The organism is Sphingobium sp. WR1 (assembly GCF_059693745.1).
The window spans coordinates 70287-95774 of the sequence record NZ_JCATID010000015.1 but is presented as its reverse complement, the minus strand read 5'-3'; the positions used below and the strand labels follow the sequence as shown (position 1 = coordinate 95774).

27 protein-coding genes are annotated in these 25488 nt (G+C 63.8%); 10 read left to right on the top strand and 17 right to left on the bottom strand.

What is annotated here, in order from left to right; genetic code table 11:
* A complete protein-coding gene (locus AC58EF_RS17320) occupies nt 1-1578 on the bottom strand; it encodes a phytoene desaturase family protein (RefSeq protein WP_497277601.1) in 1578 nt (525 codons plus the stop codon).
* 24 nt (nt 1579-1602) lie between these two features.
* Entirely contained in the window at nt 1603-2439 is an 837-nt protein-coding gene (locus AC58EF_RS17315; RefSeq protein WP_422247291.1) for an SDR family NAD(P)-dependent oxidoreductase, read from the bottom strand.
* Between the two features lie 222 nt (nt 2440-2661).
* On the opposite strand from AC58EF_RS17315, the gene AC58EF_RS17310 reads away from it, so the two are divergent.
* The 3 genes from AC58EF_RS17310 to AC58EF_RS17300 are packed head-to-tail and all read left to right on the top strand — an operon-like array spanning nt 2662 to nt 5010.
* Nucleotides 2662-3912 carry an acyl-CoA dehydrogenase family protein gene (locus AC58EF_RS17310; RefSeq protein WP_497277600.1) on the top strand — a complete coding sequence of 417 codons (1251 nt, stop codon included), beginning with the start codon at nt 2662-2664 and terminating at the stop codon, nt 3910-3912.
* Between the two features lie 17 nt (nt 3913-3929).
* The gene (locus AC58EF_RS17305; protein WP_009823784.1) at nt 3930-4295 is read left to right on the top strand and encodes a nuclear transport factor 2 family protein; all 366 of its coding nucleotides are present in this window, start codon (nt 3930-3932) and stop codon (nt 4293-4295) included.
* Between the two features lie 7 nt (nt 4296-4302).
* A complete protein-coding gene (locus tag AC58EF_RS17300) occupies nt 4303-5010 on the top strand; it encodes a TetR/AcrR family transcriptional regulator (protein WP_497277598.1) in 708 nt (235 codons plus the stop codon).
* Between the two features lie 54 nt (nt 5011-5064).
* On the opposite strand, the gene AC58EF_RS17295 is transcribed toward AC58EF_RS17300, so the two are convergent.
* Complete coding sequence (locus tag AC58EF_RS17295) at nt 5065-5511, bottom strand: hypothetical protein (protein WP_231736686.1); 447 nt, start codon at nt 5509-5511, stop codon at nt 5065-5067.
* 106 nt (nt 5512-5617) lie between these two features.
* Here AC58EF_RS17295 and AC58EF_RS17290 point away from each other — a divergent pair, with 106 nt between their 5' ends.
* The 3 genes from AC58EF_RS17290 (at nt 5618) to AC58EF_RS17280 (ending at nt 8807) form a co-directional block, all read left to right on the top strand.
* Nucleotides 5618-6337 carry a GntR family transcriptional regulator gene (locus AC58EF_RS17290; RefSeq protein WP_228227155.1) on the top strand — a complete coding sequence of 240 codons (720 nt, stop codon included), beginning with the start codon at nt 5618-5620 and terminating at the stop codon, nt 6335-6337.
* 2 nt (nt 6338-6339) lie between these two features.
* Nucleotides 6340-7503 carry an acyl-CoA dehydrogenase family protein gene (locus tag AC58EF_RS17285; RefSeq protein WP_497277597.1) on the top strand — a complete coding sequence of 388 codons (1164 nt, stop codon included), beginning with the start codon at nt 6340-6342 and terminating at the stop codon, nt 7501-7503.
* Between the two features lie 80 nt (nt 7504-7583).
* Nucleotides 7584-8807, top strand: coding sequence for a cytochrome P450 (locus tag AC58EF_RS17280; protein ID WP_497277596.1), 1224 nt, complete (start codon nt 7584-7586; stop codon nt 8805-8807).
* Nucleotides 8808-8850: 43 nt separating this feature from the next.
* On the opposite strand, the gene AC58EF_RS17275 is transcribed toward AC58EF_RS17280, so the two are convergent.
* From AC58EF_RS17275 to AC58EF_RS17235, 9 genes are all read right to left on the bottom strand, one after another.
* Nucleotides 8851-9450 carry a malonic semialdehyde reductase gene (locus tag AC58EF_RS17275; RefSeq protein ID WP_497277594.1) on the bottom strand — a complete coding sequence of 200 codons (600 nt, stop codon included), beginning with the start codon at nt 9448-9450 and terminating at the stop codon, nt 8851-8853.
* A gap of 10 nt (nt 9451-9460) precedes the next feature.
* Nucleotides 9461-10045 carry a gamma carbonic anhydrase family protein gene (locus tag AC58EF_RS17270; protein ID WP_009823777.1) on the bottom strand — a complete coding sequence of 195 codons (585 nt, stop codon included), beginning with the start codon at nt 10043-10045 and terminating at the stop codon, nt 9461-9463.
* A gap of 4 nt (nt 10046-10049) precedes the next feature.
* Entirely contained in the window at nt 10050-10970 is a 921-nt protein-coding gene (locus AC58EF_RS17265) for a quinone oxidoreductase family protein (protein WP_062731407.1), read from the bottom strand.
* An 88-nt stretch (nt 10971-11058) separates the two neighbouring features.
* Complete coding sequence (locus AC58EF_RS17260) at nt 11059-12285, bottom strand: acyl-CoA dehydrogenase family protein (RefSeq protein WP_232209477.1); 1227 nt, start codon at nt 12283-12285, stop codon at nt 11059-11061.
* A gap of 4 nt (nt 12286-12289) precedes the next feature.
* Nucleotides 12290-12922, bottom strand: coding sequence for a TetR/AcrR family transcriptional regulator (locus AC58EF_RS17255; protein ID WP_497277593.1), 633 nt, complete (start codon nt 12920-12922; stop codon nt 12290-12292).
* Entirely contained in the window at nt 12919-13731 is an 813-nt protein-coding gene (locus AC58EF_RS17250) for an SDR family NAD(P)-dependent oxidoreductase (protein ID WP_497277592.1), read from the bottom strand. The genes AC58EF_RS17255 and AC58EF_RS17250 overlap by 4 nt, the downstream gene beginning before the upstream one ends.
* Nucleotides 13728-14897, bottom strand: a complete 1170-nt coding sequence (locus AC58EF_RS17245; protein WP_497277591.1) for an NAD(P)/FAD-dependent oxidoreductase — start codon at nt 14895-14897, stop codon at nt 13728-13730. Before AC58EF_RS17245 ends, AC58EF_RS17250 begins: the two co-directional genes overlap by 4 nt.
* 14 nt (nt 14898-14911) lie before the next feature.
* Nucleotides 14912-15487, bottom strand: a complete 576-nt coding sequence (locus AC58EF_RS17240; protein WP_497277590.1) for an aromatic-ring-hydroxylating dioxygenase subunit beta — start codon at nt 15485-15487, stop codon at nt 14912-14914.
* Between the two features lie 28 nt (nt 15488-15515).
* The gene (locus AC58EF_RS17235) at nt 15516-16901 is read right to left on the bottom strand and encodes an aromatic ring-hydroxylating dioxygenase subunit alpha (protein ID WP_497277589.1); all 1386 of its coding nucleotides are present in this window, start codon (nt 16899-16901) and stop codon (nt 15516-15518) included.
* Nucleotides 16902-17000: 99 nt separating this feature from the next.
* Here AC58EF_RS17235 and AC58EF_RS17230 point away from each other — a divergent pair, with 99 nt between their 5' ends.
* Both AC58EF_RS17230 and AC58EF_RS17225 read left to right on the top strand, forming a co-directional pair.
* Entirely contained in the window at nt 17001-17207 is a 207-nt protein-coding gene (locus tag AC58EF_RS17230; RefSeq protein ID WP_497277588.1) for a ferredoxin, read from the top strand.
* A gap of 113 nt (nt 17208-17320) precedes the next feature.
* Complete coding sequence (locus tag AC58EF_RS17225; RefSeq protein ID WP_497277630.1) at nt 17321-18469, top strand: NADH:flavin oxidoreductase; 1149 nt, start codon at nt 17321-17323, stop codon at nt 18467-18469.
* A 30-nt stretch (nt 18470-18499) separates the two neighbouring features.
* On the opposite strand, the gene AC58EF_RS17220 is transcribed toward AC58EF_RS17225, so the two are convergent.
* The 5 genes from AC58EF_RS17220 to AC58EF_RS17200 form a co-directional block, all read right to left on the bottom strand.
* Nucleotides 18500-19225 carry an SDR family oxidoreductase gene (locus AC58EF_RS17220; RefSeq protein WP_497277587.1) on the bottom strand — a complete coding sequence of 242 codons (726 nt, stop codon included), beginning with the start codon at nt 19223-19225 and terminating at the stop codon, nt 18500-18502.
* Between the two features lie 22 nt (nt 19226-19247).
* Nucleotides 19248-20249, bottom strand: coding sequence for an NADP-dependent oxidoreductase (locus AC58EF_RS17215; protein WP_497277586.1), 1002 nt, complete (start codon nt 20247-20249; stop codon nt 19248-19250).
* On the bottom strand, nt 20242-20685 hold the full coding sequence (locus tag AC58EF_RS17210) for a nuclear transport factor 2 family protein (RefSeq protein WP_009823765.1): 444 nt from the start codon (nt 20683-20685) through the stop codon (nt 20242-20244). The genes AC58EF_RS17215 and AC58EF_RS17210 overlap by 8 nt, the downstream gene beginning before the upstream one ends.
* Nucleotides 20686-20825: 140 nt before the next feature.
* A complete protein-coding gene (locus AC58EF_RS17205) occupies nt 20826-23162 on the bottom strand; it encodes a membrane-bound PQQ-dependent dehydrogenase, glucose/quinate/shikimate family (RefSeq protein WP_497277584.1) in 2337 nt (778 codons plus the stop codon).
* A gap of 39 nt (nt 23163-23201) precedes the next feature.
* On the bottom strand, nt 23202-23657 hold the full coding sequence (locus AC58EF_RS17200; RefSeq protein ID WP_009823763.1) for a nuclear transport factor 2 family protein: 456 nt from the start codon (nt 23655-23657) through the stop codon (nt 23202-23204).
* 162 nt (nt 23658-23819) lie between these two features.
* On the opposite strand from AC58EF_RS17200, the gene AC58EF_RS17195 reads away from it, so the two are divergent.
* Nucleotides 23820-24344, top strand: coding sequence for an ester cyclase (locus AC58EF_RS17195; RefSeq protein WP_009823762.1), 525 nt, complete (start codon nt 23820-23822; stop codon nt 24342-24344).
* A 73-nt stretch (nt 24345-24417) separates the two neighbouring features.
* A complete protein-coding gene (locus AC58EF_RS17190) occupies nt 24418-25488 on the top strand; it encodes an alpha/beta fold hydrolase (protein WP_497277583.1) in 1071 nt (356 codons plus the stop codon).

Sequence of the window (25488 nt, the reverse complement as noted above, 5' to 3'; positions counted from 1 at the left end):
TTATTTGATCTTCTTGAGTTCGCGCAGCGCGCGGTTGGCGGCGATCCGCCCAGCAATGCCGGACACGCCCCCGCCCGGATGCGCGCCGGCGCCGCCGATCAGGAAGCCAGGGAAGGGCGGCTTGGGGCCGCCGAAACCGGTGGCCGGGCGATGGATGCCTGAACGCAGCGCGCCGAAATCGATATGGGTCACGCAGCCATTGGTGACGTTGAGCCGCTTCTCCCGCTCCCGCGCGGTCTCGACAAAGCGGCCGACTTCCGTGTCCAGGCCGTCGTAAAATTCACCCAGATGACTGACGACAGATGTCATGGTGCGGTCTTTGAGCGCGGGCGACCAGCCCTCCCGCGCGTCCACGGCCACGCCCGGCAGATAGACATAGGCGAGCGAGCCGCCGGGAGGCGCCTGCGTCGGGTCGGAATTGGATAATGGGCTCAGCGACATGGCGTGCCGATCGGGGATATCGCCGCGCCGCGCCATGGCGAAGGACTCGCGCACTTCTTCCGGCGTGCCGATCAGGCCGACCGCCTTGTTGAGATCGGCGTCGTCATGCCGCAAGTCCTGATGCTTCTTCAGGCGGAGGGCCCCGGACATGGCGATATTGGCAAGGAAGGGCGCCGCGTTCGAGCGGTTCGCCGGGGCATGTTCGATCCGCTGGGTCAGCGCCCGCGGTACGCCGCCGGGCGTCGTGAGGCGTATGGCCGTGCGAGGATCGCAGGTTGCGATGACCATCTTCGCGCGGATGGCGCGGCCGTCCTCCAGCCGCACGCCCTTTGCCGCGCCGTCATCAACGATGATCTCCGCGACGGGCGCATTGAGTTCGATTGTTGCGCCCGACGCCTCGATGCTCCGCGCGAGCGCGTCGGAGAAGGATTGCAGGCTGCCGATCGGCTTGCCAGTGCCATATTTGTGGGTGACGGCGAAGATCATGTAGGCGGCGGCATTGCCGTCGTCATCGACCGGGCCCGCCCCCGCCGCGATGCCCAGCAGCAGGGCGATCGTCGCCGGATGCTCGAACCGTTCGCAGGCGATCTGGTCCGCCGTCGCCTTCGACATGGCGACCAGCTCATCCTTCAACCGGACATTGCGGACCGCGCTGCCGATCATCTTCGACAGGTTCTTCACGTCCGGCCGCCCCGGCTCCGCCATCATTAGCGGAAAACCGATGTCCATCATGACGTTCAGCGTCTTCATGAACTCCAGATAGGCCTTGCCATCATTGCGGTTGATGCGGGCGATATCCTCCGCCGTGCGGTGATAGTCGTAGAAGAGCGCGATCGAACTGCCGTCGGGATGGAGATAGGCGTAGGTCGGATCGGGATCGACCGTGCGCAGCCCATATTTGGGCAGGTCGAAATCCTCGATGATGCCGGATTTACGGGCGAACAGCAGTTCGACGGCGCAGGGCGTCACCAGATGGTCGGGGGCTTCGGGGATCATATAGCCCGAACTGGTCATGCCGCCGACTTTGGCCAGACGCTCCACCACGACGACCTTCTTGCCGGCCTTTGCCAGATATCCGGCGGCGGCCATGCCGTTATGTCCTGCGCCGATGACGACGACGTCGACCTGATCCGTCATTACCTCTTCCCCTTTTTTGCCCGGTCAGCCGTTCGCCGCGGCAGTATAGGCCTTGCCCCATTCGGCCAGCGCGACGAGGCGGGTCTTGCGGTCGGCCTGGATCTGCGGGATTTTCTCCTCGTCCGGACCATCGGGAACGATCACCAACGGTTCCTTGCCCAGGCTGGCAAGGGCGAGCGCGCAGACATCGGCCGGATCATAGGCCATGGAATAATCCATTCCCAGCCCCTCGGTCGCGCGGCGCAGGGTCGGGGTATCCATGATGGGGGCCGCGATACCGACGATATCGACATTCTGTCCTTCCAGCTCGGCCCAGAGCGATTCGACGAAGTTGAGCTCGAACGCCTTGGTCGCGGAATACATGACCAGCCAGGGCTGCCCGCCAAGGCCCGCGCCGGACGACATAATGACGACGCCACCCTTGCCGCGCTTCAGGAAGCGATTGCCAAAGCCATGCACCGCTTCCAGCACATTGGCGGCATTCATGGTCAGCAGCCGCAGCGAGCGATCGACGGGTTCGCCGAAGAAACTGTTGCCTGCGCCGTCCGCGCCAGCATTGGATATGTAGAGGCCGATGTCCAGATCGGCGGTCGCCTCTACCAGTCGGCTTCCGGCGCCCTGTTCGGTGAGGTCGGCGGTGATGGCACGATATTCGATGCCATGCTCGGTTGCCAGCCGCTGACCCAGCGCATCGAGCGCTTCCTGCCGACGCGAGACCAGCACCAGATGGATGCCCATGGCGGCCAGCTGTTCCGCATAGCAGGCGCCGGTCCCTTCGGACGCGCCAGCGATGATGGCCCAAGGCCCATATTTCTCGGCGAAAGCCGCGCGGTCGAAGGGCGGAAGGTCGATTTTACGCATCGGTGCAAGTCCTCTCTTGGAGCCGGCCTTATCGGCGCTGTCGCGATTGCGCGGACCCTAGAAGAGGAGCGTCGGCTTACAGCCTATCGGGAGGCAGGTCGCGTCGAAACGAAAATGCAACGGTCCGCAGGACGGTGGGACGGGTAGGACCGCCCGCACGTGCTTGCCATATAATGACAATAACGTCATTATATCTGGAAACGGCAAGGAGCGATGATTCGGATGCGATCTGAAACGGTAGAAGAACCTCCGGCGCACAAGCGGCCCGTGGCCTTCGTGGCCGACCCCGTAGGCATCGCCGCGTCGCTGCGGCCCTTGCTGGAGAACCATGCCGCCGCGTGCGAACGCGAGCGGCGGATCGTTCCGGCGGTGATGGAGGCGTTGCGCGCATCCGGCCTGTTCCAAATCACGGCGCCCGAACGCGCCGGTGGGCCAGGCCACAGGCTGACCACCCATATCGAGACAGTTGCCGAACTGGCCAAGGGCTGCGTCGGCACTGCCTGGGCCTATGGTCTGCTGTCAGGAATTACCGGAACGGCGTTCGCGCTGCCGCCGGCCATGACGGAGCGGCTGTTCCAGACCGGCGAGGAACTGTTTTGCAGTGCCTCCGCGCCTTCGGGCAAAGCGGTTGCGGTGTCGGGCGGCTATCGCGTGTCGGGGCGCTGGGGTTATGGATCGGGGTGCCTGCACGCCGATTGGGCGCTGAACGGCGTCATGATCGAAACGGATGGGGGTGTTGAACCGGCTCTGGTATTTCTGGATCTGCGCGACCCTGCTTGTTCGATCGAGGACAATTGGCATGTCGCTGGCATGGCCGGTTCCGGCAGCAACATGATCGTCGCGCGGGATCTGCTCGTGCCGGAGGAACTGATCCTCTGGTCATCGTGTACGCCGCCGGCCGAGGCGATCCTGGCGATGGAGGGGTTGGAACCGCGCGACCGATGGCCGATGGAGCCGCTATTCCCGCTGGGCGTGCTCGCGCCGATGCTGGGCGCGGCGACGGCATTGCTCGAAGGCGTGGTTCAGGCGATGCCCAGGCGACAGATAGTGGGCTGGACCTATGCCGGGCAGAGCGGTTCGGAGGCTCTGGTCGGCATGACCGGCCGCGCGGCGATGGAGATCGATTCGGCCTGGTTGCATGTGCGCCGTGCCGCCGGGATGTTGGACGAAACCGCGCAGCACCGCGTACTCACCGGCTTCGACAAGGCGCGGATCCAGGCCGATTGCGGCTATGCGATGGAATTGTTGCGCGCGGCGGGCAACCGGTTGATGGATATCGCCGGGCCGGGCGCCTTCGCCCTTTCCAGCCCCTTGCAGCGGATCTGGCGCGACCTGAGCGTCGGCACCCGTCACAATGCGTTGAACGGACAGCTTTCCATCGAGCTATATGGCCGGGCAATTACCGGCCTGCGATCCAATATCGCCCTGCTGCCCGACATCACGCCGGCCCCGATCTGGGCGGAACCGAAATGACAGGAGAAGGACATATCATGACACAACCGACCGCACAGGAAATCGCGACATTCCTGAAGACCCAGGCCGAGATGTTCAGCGAGGGCCGTATCGACGATTTCATGGCGGCCTTCCGCGCAATCGCGCCGGGCGGATTCAAGGTGCAGGACCCGGCCACCGGCCCGGTGCAGGAAGGATGGGACAAGCTGGAGGCCCTGTGCGCGCAATATGTCGGATGGAAACTGTTCGTCGAGGATGTGAAGGTGAGCGGCAACGAAGCCGTCATCTATGTCCGCAACGAAGGTGAATATGACGGGCATCCTGTCTGCGTGCACAGCATCGAACATTATATATTCGGCGAGGATGGCAGCCTGCTTGCGCGCTATTTCCACCCGATGCAATAGGGAAGCGATGTCCGACGCCGCGCCTGCTCCCGCTGATGTCGATCCGCGCACGGCGGCGGCCGCGATCAGGCGCACCCGGATGCGCGAGCGGCTGCTGGACGCCGTGCTCGACCTGTATCAGCCGGGGCAGGGCAGCGGTAGTCTGGTGATCGATGACGTGATTTGCGCGGCGGGCGTATCGCGCGGCAGCTTCTACAAATATTTCGAGTCCCTCGACGCTGCGGTGAATGAATTGGGCGAGCGGATGACCGCGGACCTGATTGCCGATTTCCGCAGGCTGTTCGACGATGTGACGGACCCGCTGGTCCGGGCGGTCGGCGGCGCGGTGATGGCGATGGCGCGGGCTTGGCATGATCCGCGCTGGGGCGGCTTTACCTGCCGCGTCGACTATGTCGATTATTTCGCGCGGGCGAGCATGTTCGACCTGCTGGTGCGCGATGCGCTGAAGGCCGCGCGGGATGGCGGGCAGATGCAGTTCCGGTCGATCGACGTGGCAGTGGATCTGATCGTCGGCATGACGATCGAGGCGCGGCGGCGCCTGATGCTCCGGTCGGTCGAGCCACGCGCCTATATCGACGAGATGATCGAGCGCACGTTCGCCGGTCTGGGAGCAGACCCCGCCGCCATTGCAGCGGCCAGCACGCAGGGATGGGATATGATGATGCGGGCCGCGCGCGGCTTTCGCTGGTGGCGGAGCGGGGAGGGGTTCGGCTGACCGGCCTACCCGGACTGCAATCGGAGAGCGTCGACTCCAGAAAAAGCCGAGGCGCTAGAGCTGGGTCCAGCAAGGCGTCCCGGCCTTGTTCAGCGGACCACAGCTCGCGATGCGGGTCGCGCCGTTGGACGCGATCAGAACCAGCCAGTCGCCGCTATCCTCGCAGCGTAGCGCCCAGGCCGCGTTAGTGCCGATATCTCCCCTGAACAGGGATTTGGACGTGCGCGAGCATGTCTGCCCTGCATCATGCATGAGCTTGGCAAAGGCAGCGCTGCGGCCGCTCGCATTCTGGGTTTCGATGGCGTTACTGTAGCTGTTACGGCTGCTGCCCTGCCGCGTGACTTCGGCATAGCCGATTCGGGCGAGCAACAGGGCCGCGATGATCGATGTGGGTATCAACGTCCACAGCATCGCCCGGCGAACATTGCCGCCAGCATGGCCGCAAGCGCGGCACCACCCGCCATAACCGTTCTGCGGCGTTTTGCATTTCGGGCATTTCATGCAGCGGCCCTATAGCGGTTCGCTGTCCCGACACCCTATCCTTGGAGAGGAACGGACCGTTTCACCGTGCTGCATTCTATAGAATATGGAATCGCAGGATACATCCATGGTCTATTGGACATCCGCTCTTGAACGGCTTGACTCGCCCGAGATTTTGCAATCCCCGGCGACGCGGCGCCAGGCCGTGGCGGCGGTGTTGCGATCGAGGATCGTGGCGGGTGTCATTCCGCCCGGCGCGCTGCTGCGGGAAACGGCGCTGGCGCAGGACCTGAATGTCAGCGCGACGCCGGTCAGGGAAGCGCTGGGCACACTGGCGTCCGAAGGGCTGGTCGAAGTCGAAACCCACCGGTTGAAGCGGGCAACGCCGATCGACCCTGACGTGACCCGCGACCTGATCCGCGTGCAGGCCGAACTGTGGCGGCTGGGTTATGCCTGGGGCATGCCCCGCATCGGCGCTGCGGAGATCCGGACGCTGAAACGAGCGATCGCGCGCTATAGCGCGGCATTGGCGAGCGGCGAATATATGGCCGCGATCATGGCCGGGCTCGATTTCCACACGATCTTCATCAAGGCCTCGGAGAGCCGTGAATTGTTGCGGTCGACGCTGGACCGGCGCGGGCTGATCGCCCGCTTCATTTTTCTGCATGGCATCACGACCCTCCGCGAAAGCGGCCTCCGCGAGCATGAGGCGATACTGCAGGCCTTTCTGGCGGGCGATCAGGATGGCGTGCTGGCCTGCCTCGACCGGATGGCGGCGCGCCTGATCGCCCTGTGCGATGCCGAGGCCATGGCGGGCGGCGATCTGGACCAACTCCAAAAGGATTGACAATGGATTTCGAACTGCCCGAAGAATATCGCTCTTTCCGCGACATGGTGCGCCGCTGGGTGAACAGCGAAGTGCCCAAGGACTGGGCGCGCGCGCTGGAAAAGGACGAGCATCATTATCCCTTTGCGCTGTGGGACAAGTTCACCGAAGCGGGTTTCCACGGCGTCGGCATAGCGGAGGATTATGACGGGCAGGGCGGCGACGTCGTCATGCAGATGCTGCTGGCGCGGGAACTGGCCCGGTCGCTGGGCGGACTGGCATGGATATGGGGCATCACCAGCTTTGCAGGGTCCAAATCCATCGGGCTTTACGGGTCGGCCGAACAAAAAGCGAAATATCTCCCGCTGATCGCGACGGGCCAGCTGAAGGCTGCGATCGCCTTCACCGAGCCGGGCGGCGGCACGGACCTGCTCGGCGCGATGGCCACCACGGCTGACCGGGTCGATGGCGGGTGGAGGCTCAATGGCGAGAAGATCTGGTCCTCCTCTGCCCATGTCGCCGATTATCTGCTGGTGATCGCGCGAAGCGACAGGGGCGTCGAGAAGAAGCGTCAGGGCCTGACCCTCTTCTGGGTGCCGACGAAGACGCCGGGCGTGACGATCACGCCACTGGCCAAGCTGGGTATGCGGTCGATGGGCAGCTGCTCCGTTCATTTCGAGAATGCGCTCGTCGCGGACGAGCATGTTCTGGGTGAACCCGACAAGGCCTGGTACATGCTGCTGCCCACGCTCAACAACGAGCGCATCATGGTAGGCGCCTTCTGCCTGGGCGTCATCGATGGCGTGCTGGAAGACGCGCTCGACTATATGAAACAGCGCAAGGCCTTTGGCGGGATCATCGGCCGCTTCCAGAGCCTGCAACATTATGTCGCCGACATCGCGACCATGCAGAAGACGACCGAACTGATGCTGCATTATTGCGCGCACAAGCAGAGCCGGGGCGAGAATGTCGGCGTCGAGGCCAATATGCTCAAGCTCATGGCTTCCGAAAACGCCAATGCCGCGGCGGACATGGGCATCCAGATATTGGGTGGCATGGGCTATTCGGCGGAAACCGACATGCAGCGTTACTGGCGCGACAGCCGCCTGTGGCGCATCGGTCCCATCACCAACGAAATGGTGCGCAATGGCATCGCGGAAAGCCTGGGGCTGCCGCGATCCTTCTGAAGGACAGGTGCCTAGCGCGTGGGCGGTGGCTCAATGTCCGCCCGAAATTTCCGGCAAAGACGACAAGGAGAGCAAGTGCGATGATGTTTCCCGAGCAACCGATCCCCGATCATGTGCCGCCCGAACTGGTGAGCCAGGATTTCCCCTTCATCTTCGGCATGACGACGACAGAGGATCCGTTCGACGATCTGGCGATGCAGGTGCATGAGGGGCCTGACATCATCTACGCCACCCACGCCTATCCGGGGGGCACGCCCGCCTGGGTGCCGCGCCGCATGGCGCATCTGCGCGAGATATATCTCGACACCGATCATTTCTCCTCGACCGACTTTTCGCCTTTCTCCAAGCTGGTGGGGGGGAACTGGATCAACTCGCCAGCGGAACTCGACCCGCCTGCCCACGGGCCTTTTCGCCAGATGGTCAACCCGGCCTTCACACCCAAGGCGATGGCGGCGCTGGAAGACAAGATCCGGCTCTATGCGGTGGAATATATCGATGCCTTCGCCCCGCGCGGCCAGTGCGAATTCATGGGCGATTTTGCCTTTGAATTCCCCATCAAGGTGTTCATGGAACTGATGGGCCTGCCGCACGATCGGATGAGCGAGTTCATGGAATGGGAAATGAACCTGCTCCACAATCATGACCTGTCCAAGATCGCGGAGGCGACGCGTAGCGTGCTTGCCTATCTGGGCGGAGAGATCGAGGACAGGCGGGCCAATCCACGCGAAGACCTCATCAGTTTCGGCGTAAAGGGACAGATCAATGGCCGGGCGCTGACCGACGACGAACTGCTGGGCTTCATGTTCAATCTGTTCATTGGCGGTCTGGACACGGTTTCGACCAATATGGGCCTGCATTTCCGGCATCTGGGCAGCCATCCGCAGGATCAGACCTTTCTGCGCGCCAATCCGTCGGAAATCCCGCACGCCATAGATGAGCTGATGCGGGCTTATGGCGCGGTGACCACCTTCAGAACCTGCAAGAAGGAAACCGAAGTGGCCGGCATCCGCTTCATGCCCGGCGACAAGGTGGCGATGTCGACCACGCTCGCCGGCCGTGATCCGGCCGAGTTCGACGCGCCTGCCGAGGTTCGGCTCGACCGGCGGCCACGGCATGTCGGTTTCGGCTTCGGCATCCATACCTGCGTCGGCATGCATCTGGCGCGGCGCGAGCTGCGGATCGCAATGGAGGAGTTTCTCGCCCGCATTCCCGACTTCCGCATCGCGCCCGGCCATCAGGTGGAATGCCATCTCGGGATGATCCAGCCGGTCGCGCTGCCGCTGGTGTGGACGCCCGCAAGCTGAATGGCGGGAGGCGTTCGCCTTGTGGCGGACGCCTCGCCCGACATCAGAGGTCGAGACAGGCCTCTTCGAAATCGAGCCGGGGGTTGCGGGGAAAGAGCCCGGTCGGGTCGCCATAGCCGATATTGCACAGGAAATTGCTCTTCCACCGGCCGTCCGGGAAAAATTCCGCATCGGTGCCAGCCTGATCGAAGCCGGACATCGGGCCGCAATCCAGGCCTAGCGCCCGCGCCGCCATGATGAGATAGGCGCCTTGCAGTGTCGAAGAACGCGCCACAGTGTCCGCGATCAGCGCGTCCTTGCCCTCGAACGTGCTGCGCATGTCGTGGGAGGGGAAAAGTTTGTCGTAAAATTCGTAGAACCGGGTATCGCCTGCAATGATCACGGTGCAGGGCGCCTGCATCACCTTGTCCACATTGCCCGCGCTCAGATGGGGTTTGAGGCGCGCCTTCGCGGCCTCCGAGCGGACGAAGACGAAGCGGCCCGGATTGCTGTTTGCCGTCGTAGGCCCCCATTTGGCGAGATCGTACAGGCTTCGGACGGTCTCGTCCGTAACCGGCCGGGCGCTCCATTGATTATGGGTGCGAGCGTCGCGGAACAGCAGGTCCAGCATGGCGTCTCTGGCAATATCGGTCGTGTCCGGCATGATCGCTCTCTTATCCTGTGGTGGCTTCGCCGATGCCCCGGTCATCCCAGCCTGCAGCTTCGCGTGCAAGAATAGCATCGGCTTCGTCACCCAGCTTCGCCATGTCGGCATGCTCCCAGATGCGATGCGCCCCTGTGGCATAAGCGCGCCCATTGTCCCGATAGAGCAACGCATCGACGATGTTCGCGCGCAGCTTGTCGATGCGGCGGACAACACGGCCGGGCGTGCCCATGACAAGCGAATGGGGTGGAATCACGCTGTCTGGCGGCAGGAAACTGTGTCCGGCGACGATCGAGCCGCGCCCTATGACGCAGCGTTCCATGATGGTCGCGCCGATGCCGATCAGGCAGGCAGGTTCGATGATGCAGCCATGGACCACCGCGCGATGGCCGATGGTGCAATAGTCGCCGATGATCGTGGGATCATCCCAGCCGATATGGACCATCGCATGGTCCTGCACGCTGGCGCAGCGCCCGATCGAAACATAGGCCCGTTCGGAACGGACGACGGCATAGGGCCAGAGGCTGCAATCGTCGCCCAGCCGCACATCGCCGAACAGGCGGGCGGTGGGATCGATATAGGCGGGAGTCCTCATGGGATCAGCGGGTGATGACGATCTTGCCATGGGGACTGCCGGCCTGCGCCGCCCAGGCGTCGGCGGCATCGGCAAAGGCATAGCGGCGCGTGTCGACGGTCAGGCCCTGTGTCATCGCCATGGCGATCAGCCGGTCATAGGCGGCGCGGCGCTCGCTGGCCGGCCGTTGTCCGGTGCCGACGCCGATATGGCTGCGGAAGACGAGATCGCGCAGGGACAGCGTGACCGTTGGTCCGGCCTGCACGCCGATGCTCGTCATGCGCGCGCCGGGCCGCGTGGCGCGCATTGCCGCTTGCGCGGGTGGACCATAGATGATGTCGAGCACGACGTCATAGCCGCCTTCCGAGACCGCTTTCAGCGCCGCCTCGTCATCGCCCTCGCCCAACAGGGCGATCGCATCGGCATGACCGGCGGCCTGCATGGCCTCCAGCCGTTCGCGGCCGCGCGCCGCCGCCACGACGCGGCCCGCGCCCAGCAGCCGGGCGACCTGCGCGCCGATCTGCCCGACAGGGCCGGTCGCGCCGAGAATGAGGACGGACTCGCCCTTCGCGATCCGCGCCTCTTCCAGAGGGATCAGCGCGCCGGTGCCGGAGATGGCGAGGGCAATCAGCTGGTCGTCGGAAAGGCCGTCTGGAGCAGGCCAGATTTCCTCCTCGGCCACAAGCGTGCGTTCCGCGATCGCGCCGAAGGGCGGCCTGCTATGCCCGAAGTAGACGCGGCTTCCATCATCCAGATGCCCGACACCCTCGCCGCCGGGCACATAGGGCGCATCGACGGGACCGAAAAAGCCCTTCGCGCGCATGAGGTCCGTGGGTCCGATTCCGGCGGCCGCGACGTCGATGACGCGATGGCCGGGCTGCGCGGTCGGTTCGGGATGATCGGCCAGCGCGAAGCCGCCATCGCTGTCGATCAGGGCGGCCCGCATGGCATTCCCCTATGGTAGTGATGGATGCGGCCTAGCCGCGGAAAAGAGAGGGTCGCCCACTGGGAAAGGGGCGACCCTTTTTTCGACCTCAATAGGCGCCCGGCGGAGAGATCGGATCGGCGCCGGTCAGGTTCCGGCCATAGATTTCATAGCCGATGGTCGGGATATTCTGGATGTGCCGCAGCGCCATCGAAATGTCCCGCCAGTAGCGGTTGATCGGCTTGTCCAGTGCGAAGCCCGAAGAACCGGCCTGGAACATCAGCGACTCGCTGGCGCCATGAACCAGTTCGATCATCTGCGCGCCGCCTGCGCGCTGCTTCGCCTTTTCCGCCAGGGTGAATTCTTCGCCCAGACCGACGCGATCCAGCTTGGCAGTCAGGTCGAACAGGATCAGCTTTGCGGTGTCGATCATCGCCGCCGCCTCGCCCAGATCGCGCATATAGGCGCCTGACTTGGTGCGCGGGCCGATAATCGTCGTCAGCACCGGCTTTTTGGGAGCCTCGGCGGTGACGATCTCCAACATGGCCTCGACCGCGCCGATCAACTGAGCGATGCCCGTGGTGCGGACGACCGGGACGGCGGGCAGCAGATCGGAGGGCGCGCCGAAATGGCGCTTGGTCCGGTCGATCTGGCCGGCGCGTTCATCCATCAGCACCATCTGGGCTTCGGGAATGAATACATCCTTGGCGACCGCCGTGTCGGAGCCGGTGCCCTGCATGCCGGAAACGAACCATGTGTCCTGGATGGTCATGCTGTCCATCGGCAGATAGCACATGCTGATGCCCGGAACGACCGGGCCGTCATACCCCTCCAGCACGACGCCCTGTTGCGCCCAGTTCGACTGCCGCGACCCGGACATATAAGGCCATGAGCCGTTGATGATCCAGCCGCCGTCAACCTTGCGGGCCTTGCCGGGCGGGTTGTAGGCGCCACAGACCGGCTGGGGACCGTCGCCGAACACAGCGTCCTGCACGCCGTCGGGCGCAAGGCTGGTGATCCAGCTTGTGCCGTTGATGATCTGGATCACCCAGCTGATCGCCGGATCGCCCTTGGCGATTTCCATCTGCACCCGGCAGAAATCTGTCGGGGAAAGGCCCATGCCGCCCAGCCGTTGCGGCAGCAGCATGCGCAGGAAGCCTTCTTCCTTCAGCATTTTGTCGACAGCGGGCGTGGGGCTGCGCCGCTTTTCGCCCTCGGGCGCTTCGCCCTGCAGGAAAGCGCGCAAGCTGCGCGCCTTTTCCACCATCGCGTCAGCGACAGCCTTTTCGGCAAAACCGCACTGGATCTCATTATCCACCTTGGGGGCAGTAGCCATCAGTTCATCCTTTCTCATGTTCGCTATGGTGTCCGGCGATCTGCAATGCCCAGTCGCACAATCGATCGGGGGCGCTGTTCCAGATGGCCAGCCAATCCGGGGTGGCGGGAATGATGAGCGTGCTCAGTTGCAGGCGGACCATGGTGTCGCAGAAGGCGTCCCGGTTGATCCGCTGGCCGATCAGGCTGTCGAAATGGTCGAAGACGGGCGCTAGCGCACGCTGGACGGCGGCCTTGTGGCGGCCGAAATGACTGCGCAGGAAATTGAGATGGAAGGCAGGTTCGACCTCGAAAATGCCTTCGGGCGAACGCTCGATCGTAAAGCGGCCGTAAAAGCGCATCACCGCGCGAAAGCGCTCGATCGGTTCGGCGATGCCTTCGCCCGATTCCACAATGCCTTTTTCAAAGCTGCTGCAAACATATTCGCTAAAGGCCGCCAGCACTTCTTCCTTGGACGCGAAATAACGGTAGAGCGTGCCGCGCGAAACGCCGCTGCTTTCGCTGATGTCCCTCATCGACAGGCGCCGCGCGCCGATGGAGTTGATCGCGCGCAAAGTGCCGTCCATGATCTTCTGGACGCTGCCGGACTGATCCGTCGCGACAATTTCACTCCAGTCGGTGTGCGGCATCAATTTCATGTCTGGGCTTCCATCTCGGCAAGGTTGTGCGGAACGCTGACATAGCCCGGTAGATGCTGACCGCCATCCACATTGATCAGCTCGCCATTGACGAAGCGCGACATCTCGGACGCCAGGAACAGGACGACCGGGCCGATGTCCTTTTCGGGATCGCCCGCGCGTTTGAGCGGGTTGCTGGCTGTCGCCATCTCAAGGAAGCCGGGGACGTTTTCCGCGAGGTCTGCAAACACCTGCCCCATACCGGTCGGCGCGATGGCGTTGGTGCGGATGTTGAAGCGTCCCCATTCGACCGCGGCGGTCCGGGTAAGCCCCAGGATCGCACCCTTGTTCATATTATAGTCGGCGTGGAGCCAGGCGCCGGTCTGAGCGTCGATCGAATAGAAGTTGATGATTGAACCGCCGCCGCGCGCCTTCATATGCGGGAAGGCGGCGCGCATGGCCCACCAGCTGCCCCAGGTGCCGATCTCCAGCGTCCGCTGGAGCATCTCGTCCGTCTTCTGTTCGAGGAGGACGTTGGGCGAAAGCTGCGACGCGTTGTTGACCAATATGTCCAGCCCGCCAAATTCGCTGACGGCGCGCTCGATCATCGCCTCTACTTCGGTCTTGACGCCCATGTCGGCGGACATGCCGACGGCGCGGACGCCGAAGCTTTGCGTGATTTCCGCGGCGACCGTTTCAGCGGCGGCCCCATCCCGGCCGGTGATCAGGAGATGCGCGCCCGCCTGTGCAAGGCAGCGGGAAATCCCGTAACCCAGCCCCTTCGCGCCGCCCGTGACGATTGCGACCTTGTCCTTCACCAATACCGTCACGCTGCCACTCCTGTCATCTGCTCACTCAGGGCACGGTCCATGTCCATGCGGTCCTGGCAATAGTCTTTCGTGAAAACATAGCCGCGGATCGTTCCGTCCGCGTCTTTATAATGATATTTCAGTCCGCGCTCGTCATTGGCGACTTCCTGCCATTGCCCGTCCACGCCGACAGGCGCGGGCAGCAGGACGACGGGATAGGCGGTGGTCTTGACCTGGACCGACAGCGGCGGGAAGCGGATGTCCGTCGGCGTGCCCAACGCACTGGGCGCGATGGCGCGGGCCGCTGCCATGATCGGGGTGACATAGGCCGCCAGTCCCTGCGGATATTCGGCGCAATCGCCGATGGCATAAATGGCGGGATCGCTGGTGCGGCCGGTCTGATCGACCTTGATGCCGCGCGCGACCTCCAGCCCGGCCTCCTGCGCAAGCGCGATATGCGGGCGCAACCCGACGGCGGACAGAACAGCCGCCGCCTCGATCACCAGGCCGTCGTCCAGTTCGGCTCTGATCCCCTTTTCACCCTTGTGGATGGCCAGAACCTTGCGGCCCAGATGCCATTCCACGCCCTTTTCGGACAGGGCGTCGCGGATCATCTGACCAACGCCCGGCGGCACGAGTTGGGCGAGGGGATGGCCGAGCATGTCGACGACCACCGGCTGATAGCCGCTTGCGGACAGATCGTTGGCAAATTCGGTGCCGACAAGGCCGCCGCCCATGACTAGCACGCGCGCGCCACCTGGCAGGGCCTCGCGAAAATCGCGATAATTGTCCAGATTGTTGACCGCGAGCGCGCGGTGCGCGGCGTCCCCATCGATCGGCGGGCGAACCGGATCGGCGCCTAACGCCAGCACCAGCCGATCGTAGAAGATCGGCCCGCCGGTCGTCAGGACGGCCTTGTCCTGCCGGTCGATCGCTTCGACGATACGGCCGGCCCGAAGGTCGAGCTTCAACTGCGCGACCATCTTTTCCGCCGGCGTGGTGATCAGCGTATCGGCAACCTTGCCCTTGGCGAGTGCGGTCGACAAAGCGGGCTTGGAGTAGAAATGCCCGTCATCCTGCGTGACCAGCGTTAGCCGGGCGTCCGGCGCAAGCTTACGAAGCTCACGCAGAACGCCATAGCCGGCAAGGCCGCTGCCGACGACCACGATATGCGGGGTTCCCGTCACTTAAGCCGCTCCGGTCAGAGGAAGATGGCGAAGTTGGACATGCCCAGCGTCGACTGGTCGACGATGATTTCACGGCTGGCCAGCTTGTAAGCACCGTCGACCAGCCGCCAGATGTCGCGGCGTTCGGCGCTGATCGTCTCGTTATCCGGATTGTCCAGGCGGCTGCGCTCGACATAGAGGTAGCTCACCACCTCGTATTCGCCAGCCGTTTCGCTCTCGGCGATGCGGACATTGGTGACGAAGCGGCGCGTGCGGGATGGTGGATCTTCGGCCCAGGCGCTCTTCGCCAGGCGACCGGTCCGCATCAGGATCGAACCGTAATTCTCGTCGAAATGCTTCATCGTGCGCACCACGTCGCGGTCCTTGTTCGGGCCGTTGCGGGTGAGGCGGAGGGGAGCGGTGTAGCTCAGATCCTGTTCCAGATAGGCCACCCAGTCGTCGAACCGGCGTTCGTCGAGCGCGGCGGCTTCGTCATAGAGGGTTTCGAGCAGGCGGTTATAGACTTCCGACCCGAGCGGCACCCGCTTGGTGGAGACAAGACCGCGCAGCACGCTGGTCTTGTCGATGGCGGCGGTCGCGTAGTTCACCATGATATCTGTCCTCTCTCGTCGCGACGGCTCAGGCTTCGGCCATCAGATTGTAATAGGCCATCCACCAGGCCCATTGCGTGTCGTCCTTGGTGAAGCCGGGATAGAGATCGCCCCCGCCGACCCATCCTTCGGGACGCTCATGGCCGTGCAGCGCCTGATATTTGAGCGTGACGGTCTTGCTCATATGACCACGCGAGTTGCGCATGATCTGCGGCCAGGTGTCGGCATCGTCCTGCTCGATCGTGCCCGACGTGCCGGTCGACCAGATGGCGTTCTGGAGCATGTCGCGCTTCACCTCTTCCGGCGCATCCTTTTCCGCGAAGATGAAGTTCACGAACTCCACCTTGTCCGGCCCCCTCGGCACATAGGTGTGCAGCGACAGAGCGCCCGACGCGCCGCCATCCGTGCGGGGGGCGAAGATGAAGGCTATCAGAATGTTCGGGAACATGCCGCCGACCTGGGGCGGGATGTTGGCCAACTGCTTGACCTGGTCCTCCGACAGATTCTTGAACAGCTGCGGGATCAATTCCTTGGTGATGCCCGGTGGCGGCAGCAGATGGAGCCGTTCCTCCGTCGTTTTTCCTTCGAAGCTGACGTCGGCGAACATCTTGAAGGTCTGCGCCGCCTCCAGGCAACGCAGCGTGTGACCCTGCGGCACCGAAAGGTCGACGCCATACATGCCCGGCGCGGTGTCATAGATCGACTCGGCCGTGCCCCCCATGATGCCGCCTTCCATCAGCGAACGATGCAGGGTCAGGGTATGGAAGCCGTCTGATCCGGACTGTTCGCCGGGAATCTTCCAGTTGCACGGCAGCACGAAACGCTGCGGCGGGCCAAGCATCTCAAGGCCGTTGTCCGTACGGCAGAAAAGCTGATCGAGATAGAATTTGGCGTCGCCCAGATAATCCTCGAACGACAAATCCTTGTTCCAGGTAGCGAAGATCAGGCCGCCATAGAGGTGGACGCGGGCCTTCTTCAGTCCCAGTTCGTCCTTGGAGCGCTTGTTGCCGTGCATCTGCTCCTTTTCGATCGGTGCGCCGATGAAGCTGCCGTCCGCGCGGAAGGCCCAGCCATGGTAAATGCAGCGATGAGCGTGGGCATTGCCCGCTTCGGCCGTGCAGACCTTCATGCCGCGATGGGGGCAGACGTTCAGCATGACGTGGATTTCGCCGCTGCGGTCGCGCGAGACGATCACATTGTCTTCGGCCATGTCGCGCATGACATAGTCGCCGGCCTTGGGAATTTCCGACTCATGGCCAAGGAGGAGCCAGGTGCGGGCGAACACGCGCTCCATCTCCAGCTCATACAGCTCCTTGTCATTCATCACGCGCAGCGACACCTCGTTCATGTCGCGGTTGATGAGATCGTCAAGCGTCGTTCCGTCGCTCAGCGTCAGCCCGGCATTGTGCAGCATCTTGCTCTCCTGGAGAATTTCCTTGATTGAGTCGTGTTATACATATTGAACTAAATCTGTTCAAGCTGTAATGTGTGGCCAAGAAGAAGGAGAGGCAGGATGAGCCAGAAACTGAAAGTGGTGATCGATAAGGCGGCATGCTGCGGTTATGGCGTGTGCGCCGAAATTTGCCCCCAAGTGTACAAGCTTGACGCCAATGGCATCGTGTATGTTGACGACGAAATCGTTCCCGAAGGACTGGAGGAGCAGGCCCGGGAAGGCGCTGAGGCCTGTCCGCAGTCCGCCCTTGCCGTCGAAGCCGCCTGAGTCGACCCGAGCATGCGCGGGGCCTGGGTGCGGATGTCCTGTCACAGGATAGGTTTTCGGTGCCCGTCCCCTGAGGCACGGACGTTTGACAGGCAGAGGAGTGGATCGCTTTGATGGGGCAGGCCGAGATTTTATACACACCGTTCACGATGGGCTCGCTGCACCTGCGCAATCGGTTCGTGATGGCGCCGATGACGCGCAATTTCTCGCCGGGCGGCATCCCCTCGGACGGCGTGGCGGGCTATTATCGACGACGGGCCGAAGCCGATGTGGGCCTGATCATTACCGAAGGGGTGGGCGTGGACCATCCCGCCGCCGTGGGACGTGAAACAATGGGGGGTGGCGCTTCGCCCGTCCTGCATGGCGACGAAGCGCTCGCGCGCTGGCGCACCATCGTGGACGGCGTGCATGCGGCGGGCGGCCTCATCATCCCTCAGCTGTGGCATCAGGGCGTCATACGCGTGCCGGGCACGGGCTATCATCCCGATGCGCCCTCGGCGCGTCCCTCGGGCATTTGGGGGCCGACCGACAAGGCGATGGTCTCTCCCGACTATCTGGAACAGGTGCGCGCGCCCACCGCCCCGCTGACCGACAGCGAGATCGGCGACCTGATCGCCGCCTTCGCCCGCAGCGCGGCCAATGCGAAGGCGGTGGGCTTCGATGGCGTGGCCCTGCATGGCGCGCATGGCTATCTGATCGACAGTTTCCTGTGGCGCCATACCAATGTGCGGGACGACCGCTGGGGCGGCGGGATCGCTGAGCGCGCGCGCTTCGCGGTCGAACTGATGCGGGCGATCCGGGCCGTGACCGCGCCCGACTTTCCGGTCATCTTCCGCTTCTCCCAGTGGAAGCTGCAGGATTATGATGCGCGCAATGCGGAGACGCCGGCAGAACTGGAAGCGATGCTCGCTCCGCTCGTTGAGGCGGGGGTGGATATATTCGACGCCAGCACCCGCATTTTGACGGCGCCGGCCTTCGAGGGTTCCGACGTGGGGCTGGCGGGTTGGATCAGGAAGCTGACTGGCAAGCCGACCATAGCGGTCGGCGGCGTGGGCCTCAGCAAGGATCTGCAATCCTCCTTCGCGCAGCCTACCGTCATGACCGACAATCTGGCGCTGGTGGCCGACAGGATGGCGCGGGGCGAATTCGACCTGATCGCGGTCGGCCGCGCCCTCCTGATGGACGCGCAATGGGTGGCGAAGATGCGCGATGGCGGCGCGGTCAATCCGTTCCGGCTGGACGCCTACGCCACGCTTGACTGATGACAGGACGCTCCGGCACGGGCCGGGGCGTCAATGACTGTCCGCTGCGGCATAGACCTGGATGCGGGCGATGTTGGTGCGTTCGGACTGTTGCGCGATCACGGCGACGGCTTCGGCAATGTCGCGGGGTTGCATCGGCGGGATGAAGCTGTCCCAGGACGGTTGCCCCCTGGCCTTCATATCCTCGAAAATCTCGGTGCTGGTCGTGCCCGGCGCGACGATCCCTACCTTGACGCCCGATCCGGCAAGCTCGACACGAAGACAGTCGGTAAAGGCCTCCAGCGCGCGCTTGAGGCCGCCATAGACGCCCACGCCGGGGGCGGTGATGTTCGCGCCGATGCTGGATATGTTGATGATCTGCCCTCTTCCGGCCGCCTTCATTGTCCGCGCGAAAAGGGTGCTGGCGCGCACCACTGCCTCATAGTTGATCGCGATCATAGGGCGGAGTTGGTCGAGGTCGAATGCGTCGATCGGCGCGGCATGCAGCATACCGGCATTGTTGACCAATATGTCAGCCCGGCCGAAGCGACCCAAGACGAAATCATGCAGCCTTTGCGGCGCGTCAGGATCCGCCATATCGGCTGCGTAGACCGTGCTGCCACGGCCCAGTTCATCGGCCAGTGCGGTGAGGCGGTCGGTGCGGCGGGCGACCAGCACCAGGGTTGCGCCCGCTTCAGCAAGCGCACGGGCGCTGGCAGCGCCAATGCCCGACGATGCGCCGGTAACGATGGCGATTTGCCCTTCCAGAGACTCCATGACGTTGTGTCCTCTTCCCAGATCAGACGAGACGGATGAGCCGCTTGCCGTCATTTTCGCCGCGATAAAGACCGGCGAGTGCGTCGGGGCAGGCCTCGATCCCCTCCAGTATGTCCTCGCGCCATGTGAGGTGGCCCTGCGCGATCCATGTCCGCAATTGCGCCGTCGCTTCGGCATAGCGATCGAGATGGTCGAAGATGACGAAGCCCTCCATGCGGGCGCGCTTGACCAGCAGATGCCGTTCGACGCGCGGCCCCATCGGCCATGGATCCCAGCGGTCGATCGATGCCGTTCCGCACACTATGACGCGCGCACGTTGGGCCAGATGCGGCAGAACCGAATCGCTGATCGCCCCTGCGACATTGTCGAAATAGATGTCGATGCCCTCGGGCGCGTGCTCGGCGATCGCTGCCTCCACATACCCGGCATGATAATCGACGGCGTGGTCATAGCCATATTCCTCCACGCAGCGCCGCACCTTGGTCGGCCCGCCCGCGATTCCGATCGTGCGGCAACCCAGGATGCGGGCGATCTGGCCGACAGCCGAACCGACGGCGCCGGCCGCCGTCGATACCGCGATGGTCTCGCCCGCGCAGGGCTGGCCGACCAGTGTGAGCGCGAGATAGGCCGTCATGCCGTTGATGCCCAGAATGCCCAGCGATGCCCGCATCTCGGCCGCGGTGGTGCGCTGCACGACCTGATCGGCTGCGACGCAGGCATAGTCCTGCCAGCCGAACCAGCCGGATACATGCTCACCGACAGTATAGTCGGGATGTGCGGAGGCCGCGACCTCGCCCGAGGCAAGGCTGCGCATGACCGAACCGATGGCGACGGGCGCCGCGTAATTGCCTGCATCGGCGATCCAGCCGCGCATGGCGGGTTCGATCGAGAGATAATGATTCCGCACCAGGATCTGGCCCGGCGCAGGCTGTTGGATCGGCGCATGCCCGATCGCGAAATTTTCCGCCTGCGCGATTCCCGCCGGACGCGACGTCAACAGGACCTGACGGTTGAATTCAGTCATCCAGCCCCGCCTTGACCATGGTGAATTTCCGACGGGAAATCTTCCAGCCGTCCGATGTGCGGACCAGGCAATCGTCATAATAGCCGGACGCGCGATGGGTGACGCCGCCTTGGGCCGCCTCCGGCAGGATTGCGTCGACATAGCTGCGCGCGTGCACTTGGTCGTCGCGCTTCTCTATCACGATATTGGTGATGCGGTGCAGCGTCGGCCCCATGTGGCGGTGCGCATCGGCCATATATTCGGCGATTTCGCGCGGCCCGCGCCAATGTCCGAAGCTGCCATAATCGGTCTCGCAATCCTGGGCGAAGCAGGTCCGGAAAAGCGGCCAGTCCCGCGTGTCTATGCCGGTGGCGTAACGCAGCAGCACATGTTTGATCGCGCGTTCATCGTCGGCGCCGACGGGCAAGCGTCTCACCAGACTGCCATGTGCAGACATGTTTTTCTCCCCTTGTTTCCCGAAGAAACATAAAGCCCCTTAGGCCAATCTTGCCCGCCAAAGGATAGGATTGGGCGGCATCTACCCGCGACTCGTCGCGTTTACTTGGCTGGTGCCGGGGGCCCGTTTCTCGCTCCCCGCTATGGCTTAGGCAGGGCATAGGCGATCAACGCGTCGCTCGCACCTGACAGCATGGCGCCGTGTCCGCCCGCTGCGATGACCACGAACTGTCGCCCGCTGGCATTCGACCAGTAGGTGGTGGGGGAGGCGTTGCCACCCGCCGGCAAGCGCGCCTTCCACAGCAGCCGCCCGGTGGTGGTTTCATAGGCGCGGAACATATGCTCCTGGGTCGCGCCGATGAAGGTGAGGCCGCTCGCGGTCGCGACCGATCCGCCGATATTGGGCACGCCCATGGGGATCGGCACGAAGGTCGGCAGGGCCAGCGGGCCGCTGTCGCGCGAGGTGCCGAACAGTCGGCTCCACACCAGCTTCCCTGTTTTCAGGTCGACCGCGTTGATGCGGCCATAGGGGGGCTGCTGGCACGGAATGGCGAGCGGGGAGAGGAACGGCGCGATATGGGCGGCATAGGCGACGCCCATCTGGGCGACGGGGCCGCCGACATCGCTCATATGGGCGGCGGTCATCGGCCTGATGCCCTGCCGGTCCGCAACGGCGCGAGGGATCAGGCGGTTATAATTGCCGACCTGATTGTTGTTGACGATCATCAGGCCGCGCCGGGGATCGACCGATACGCCGCCCCAGTCGATGCCGCCCAGATAGCCGGGCCAGGTGAGGGTTGGATGTTCGGTCGACAGCGGGGTCATGTCCCCGTCGAAGCGGGCCTGGCGGAAGCGGATGCGGCACATCGCCTGGTCGATCGGCGTCAGGCCCCACATTCCCTTTTCCGTAGGGCGCGGACCGCCGAAACTGGGCATGCCAACCGAATAAGGCTGGGTTTTGGAAAGGCGTTCGCCGGGAACGGCGCCCTGCGGGACGGGGCGTTCCTCCACCGGCAGAATGGGCCTGCCAGTCGCCCGGTCGAGGAAGAAAATTTCTCCGCGCTTGGTCGGCTGGAGCAGGCCGCGCACGCCGCCGGGCAGGTCGACCAGCGTGGGCTGGGCAGGCACGTCATAGTCCCAAAGGTCATGATGGGTCGTCTGGAAGGACCAGCGCACCGCCCCGCTTTCCGCGTCGAGCGCCAGCACGGCGCTGGAATAGCGATCGTCATTCGCGGTGCGATGTCCGCCGAAATAGTCCGGCGTCGCGTTTCCTGTCGGCACATAGACGAGGCCCAGCCTGTCTTCCGAACTCATCGGCGCCCAGCTATTGGGTGTGCCCGGCGTAAAGACGCCGCCGGGCGGCGGCGGGCCGTGATCGTCGGGGCGGCCGATGTCGAAGGCCCAGGAAAAATCGCCCGTGACGGCATCGAACGCCCGGATCACGCCTGAAGGCTCCCTGATTTTCTGACCGTCCATCACCCAGCCGCCCAGAACGAGGCGGCCGCGAACGAGGGCGGGGGGCGAGGTGACGAAATAATAGCCCTTATCGACCGTGCCCAGTCCCGCTTTCAGATCGACCTGGCCGCTCTTACCGAAGCTGGGGCATAGCCTGCCGGAGGCGGCGTCGAGCGCGATCAGCCGCGCGTCGAGCGTCGCGGTGTAGATGCGTTCAGCGCAATAGCCATGGGCTTGTGGGACGCGATAATAGGTGACGCCGCGGCAGACGAGGCCATAGACGCCGGCGAGATCGGCCTTGGGCTGGTGCCGCCATAATTGCCGGCCCGTTTCGGGATCGAGCGCGATCACATCATTATTGCCCGCGCACAGGAAAAGGCGATTGCCCACCTTCAGGGGGTTGACCTGAAAGGCAGTGCCCTGCTTGCCATCTGTCAGCTTGCCGGTGTGGTAGGTCCATGCCCTTTCGAGATTGCCGACATTCGCGGGCGTGATCTGGGCCAATGGCGAGTAGCGCGACCCGCCCCGGTCGTTGCCATAGGCGACCCAGTCGCCGTCGGCCGGGCTTGCCGGTCCCGTTCCCCAGTGCGCGCTGGCCGCTGGGGACGAACGATCCGCCCAGAAAGCGCCGCCGATCCCACCCATGAGGAGCAGGAGAAGAGCCGGCCACAGGACGCGGCCGCCGGCCAGGGGGCGGCCAAGACCGACATGCTGCCGATAAAAGGGCGTGAGCATGTACAGGCCCATGGCGACCGGCATGGCCAAGCGAGGCGCCAGCGCCCAGCCGTCCAGTCCGACTTCCCAGAGCGACCAACCCAGATTGGCGACGAGAAAGGCCCAATAGAGGGTGATCGAGAGCGGCGAACGGCGCCAGCCGAGAAACGCGGTGACCGTCATGACGAGGCCGGACACGCAATACCAGATCGACCCGCCGAGCAGTGCGAGCTGCCCGCCCAGCCAGAGCAGCGACAGACCTGCGAGAAGCAGAAGCAGAACAAACAGCATGTTCAGAAAGCGGCGCATCGAGCTCCCCCTCGGAATGCGGAAAGGCGTGGCAGGAATTCAGGCGGGCAATTGGGCCGCCAGCCAGTCCGGCACATTCATCCGATAGCATTTCTGTTCGTAGAGGCGGCTGATCTTCCAGCCCTGCGCGGTGCGGACGAAGTCGTGATGATACCAAAGGCCGAAGACCAAAGTATCGGTCGTTTCGCCATTGCTGACCGTCATCGGATTGTAGCAGGCGGTTTTGGTCTGCGCCCGGTCGCCCGCGATTTGATATTGGGTGGTGGACACGGCATGTTGAAAGGCGAGAATTGGCGTCAGGCTTGCCGAGAGAAATGCCTTGATGTCCGCAAGGCTTCCGACGACGCCCACCATTTCGGAATAGTCGATCACCGCGTCATCGGTAAAATAGCGGTCCAACGCGTCCCAGTCGCGCGTATCCACCGCATAGCAATAGCCTACGATCAGGTCCTGAATTTCGAACCGGTCCGACATCTCCTGCAGGGTCAGTGTCATGGCCTCTCCTCCGTCTCACGTCATTCTATAGAATCGCTGCTTGCACAGGGGAGGAGGTTCGCCGCCTTCCATTAGGTAGGTGCCGAGCGCGGTGGCTAGGGGGAAGAAACCACAGCCCTCGGGATCGATCCCGCGGACCGTTTTTTGATCAAGGAGACTATTATGGGCCTCGCCCCGTTCACGGAAGCCGATTTCGTCCTGTCCAAGGAGAAGCGGGCAGACATCACAGCCGGGCTGACCGAGCGGCAGGCGTTCATGGTCAATCACTGGATGGACCTGCATGAGGTCATCAATCGCGGCGATTGGGATGGAATGGACGCATTCTTCAATACCGACACGATGACCTACGACAACCCGAACCGGCCCGACCTTGGCACCTATCATGTGTGGAAGACCTCGCCGCAGGGCCTCTACAAGACCTTCCCGCCCAGCATCTATCGCACGCTGAAGGCCTGGGGACGCGGCGAGGACGAGATCTGCGTGCTGTGCCATCATCATGGCAAGCATACCGGCGGCCCCTATATGGGCGTCCAGCCCACCGGGAACGACCTTAACGTCCTGTGGTTCTCTTGGCTGCGTTTCCGGGGCGACAAGATCGATCACATCTATTCGATCTCCGACGTGCTGACGATGCTGAAGGATCTGGAAGTCATCAACGTTCCCCAGCCCGTCGACCCCTATAAGTGACCGACAGGCCGAACCGGCGCGGCGAGGGCGCGCCGGTTCGGCGAAGGAGGGCGTCGGTGTTTGGAATGGAAGGATGCGCAAGGGCATGAAGCGCTCGGTCGAACTGAAGATCGATGTCAGCGAGGCGGCGGCCCTCGACATGGCCGCCCATGTGGCGATCACGGTTCATCTTCCGGATATGACGGCATTGGCCAATCCCACGACCGTCTGTTTCGCATTTCCCGGTGGGGGCTATTGCCGGCGCTATTACAGCTTCGACATGCCGGACGGGTCGGGCGGCGGGGAAGCGGGTTTCCATTGCGATCGCGGGTGGATTTTCATCGCCTGCGATCATCTGGGATTTGGCGAGTCCACTATCCCGGAAGGCAATGCCCTCAATCTCGACAATATCGCGGCGGCCAATGACGCGATGGTGCGCCAGGTCATGGCCCGGCTGGAAGCGGGCACGCTCGTCGATGGACTGGACCCGATCGTCGACGCCACATGCCTTGGCATAGGCCAGTCGATGGGCGGATGCTTCACGGTCGTCGCGCAGGGCAATCACCAGACATTCCACGGCATCGGCGTGCTGGGCTATAGCGGCGTCCATACTGTCGTGCCGACCCGGCCGGGCCAGCCGCCCGCCGCGTGGCCCTGGATTTCGCGCCGTTCATCGCTCGATGCGCCGCATGTCCTGAACGCGGCGGCGCTGGCTCAAGCGCCGGGCGTGAAGCTGGGCGACGCCGAAGCGCTCCAGGCGGCGGCAAGGGCAGGCGAGCATCCTTTCCAATGGTCCTTCCACCATGATGACGAGCCTGCGGACATCGTCACGCTCGACATGATGGCGTCCGCGGGACTGGTCGATCCGCTGCCCGAATGGCGTTCGGCGACCACGCCGCCCTGCGGCGTATATATGGTCGCGCCGGGCGCGGTGGTGCTCGAAGCAGCGGTCGTACGCGTCCCCGTGCTGATCGCGGTGGGCGAGCGCGACGTTGTCCCGGATCCATTGGGCGAGCCCCGGGCCTATAAAAGCGCGGAAGACATCCAGCTCTTCATTTGTCCCCGCATGGCGCACATGCATAATTTCGCGCCCACCCGCGTCCGCTTCTGGGAGCGCATTCACAATTGGGGCGATGGCGTCGCGGCGCAGCGGCGACTGGGTTGA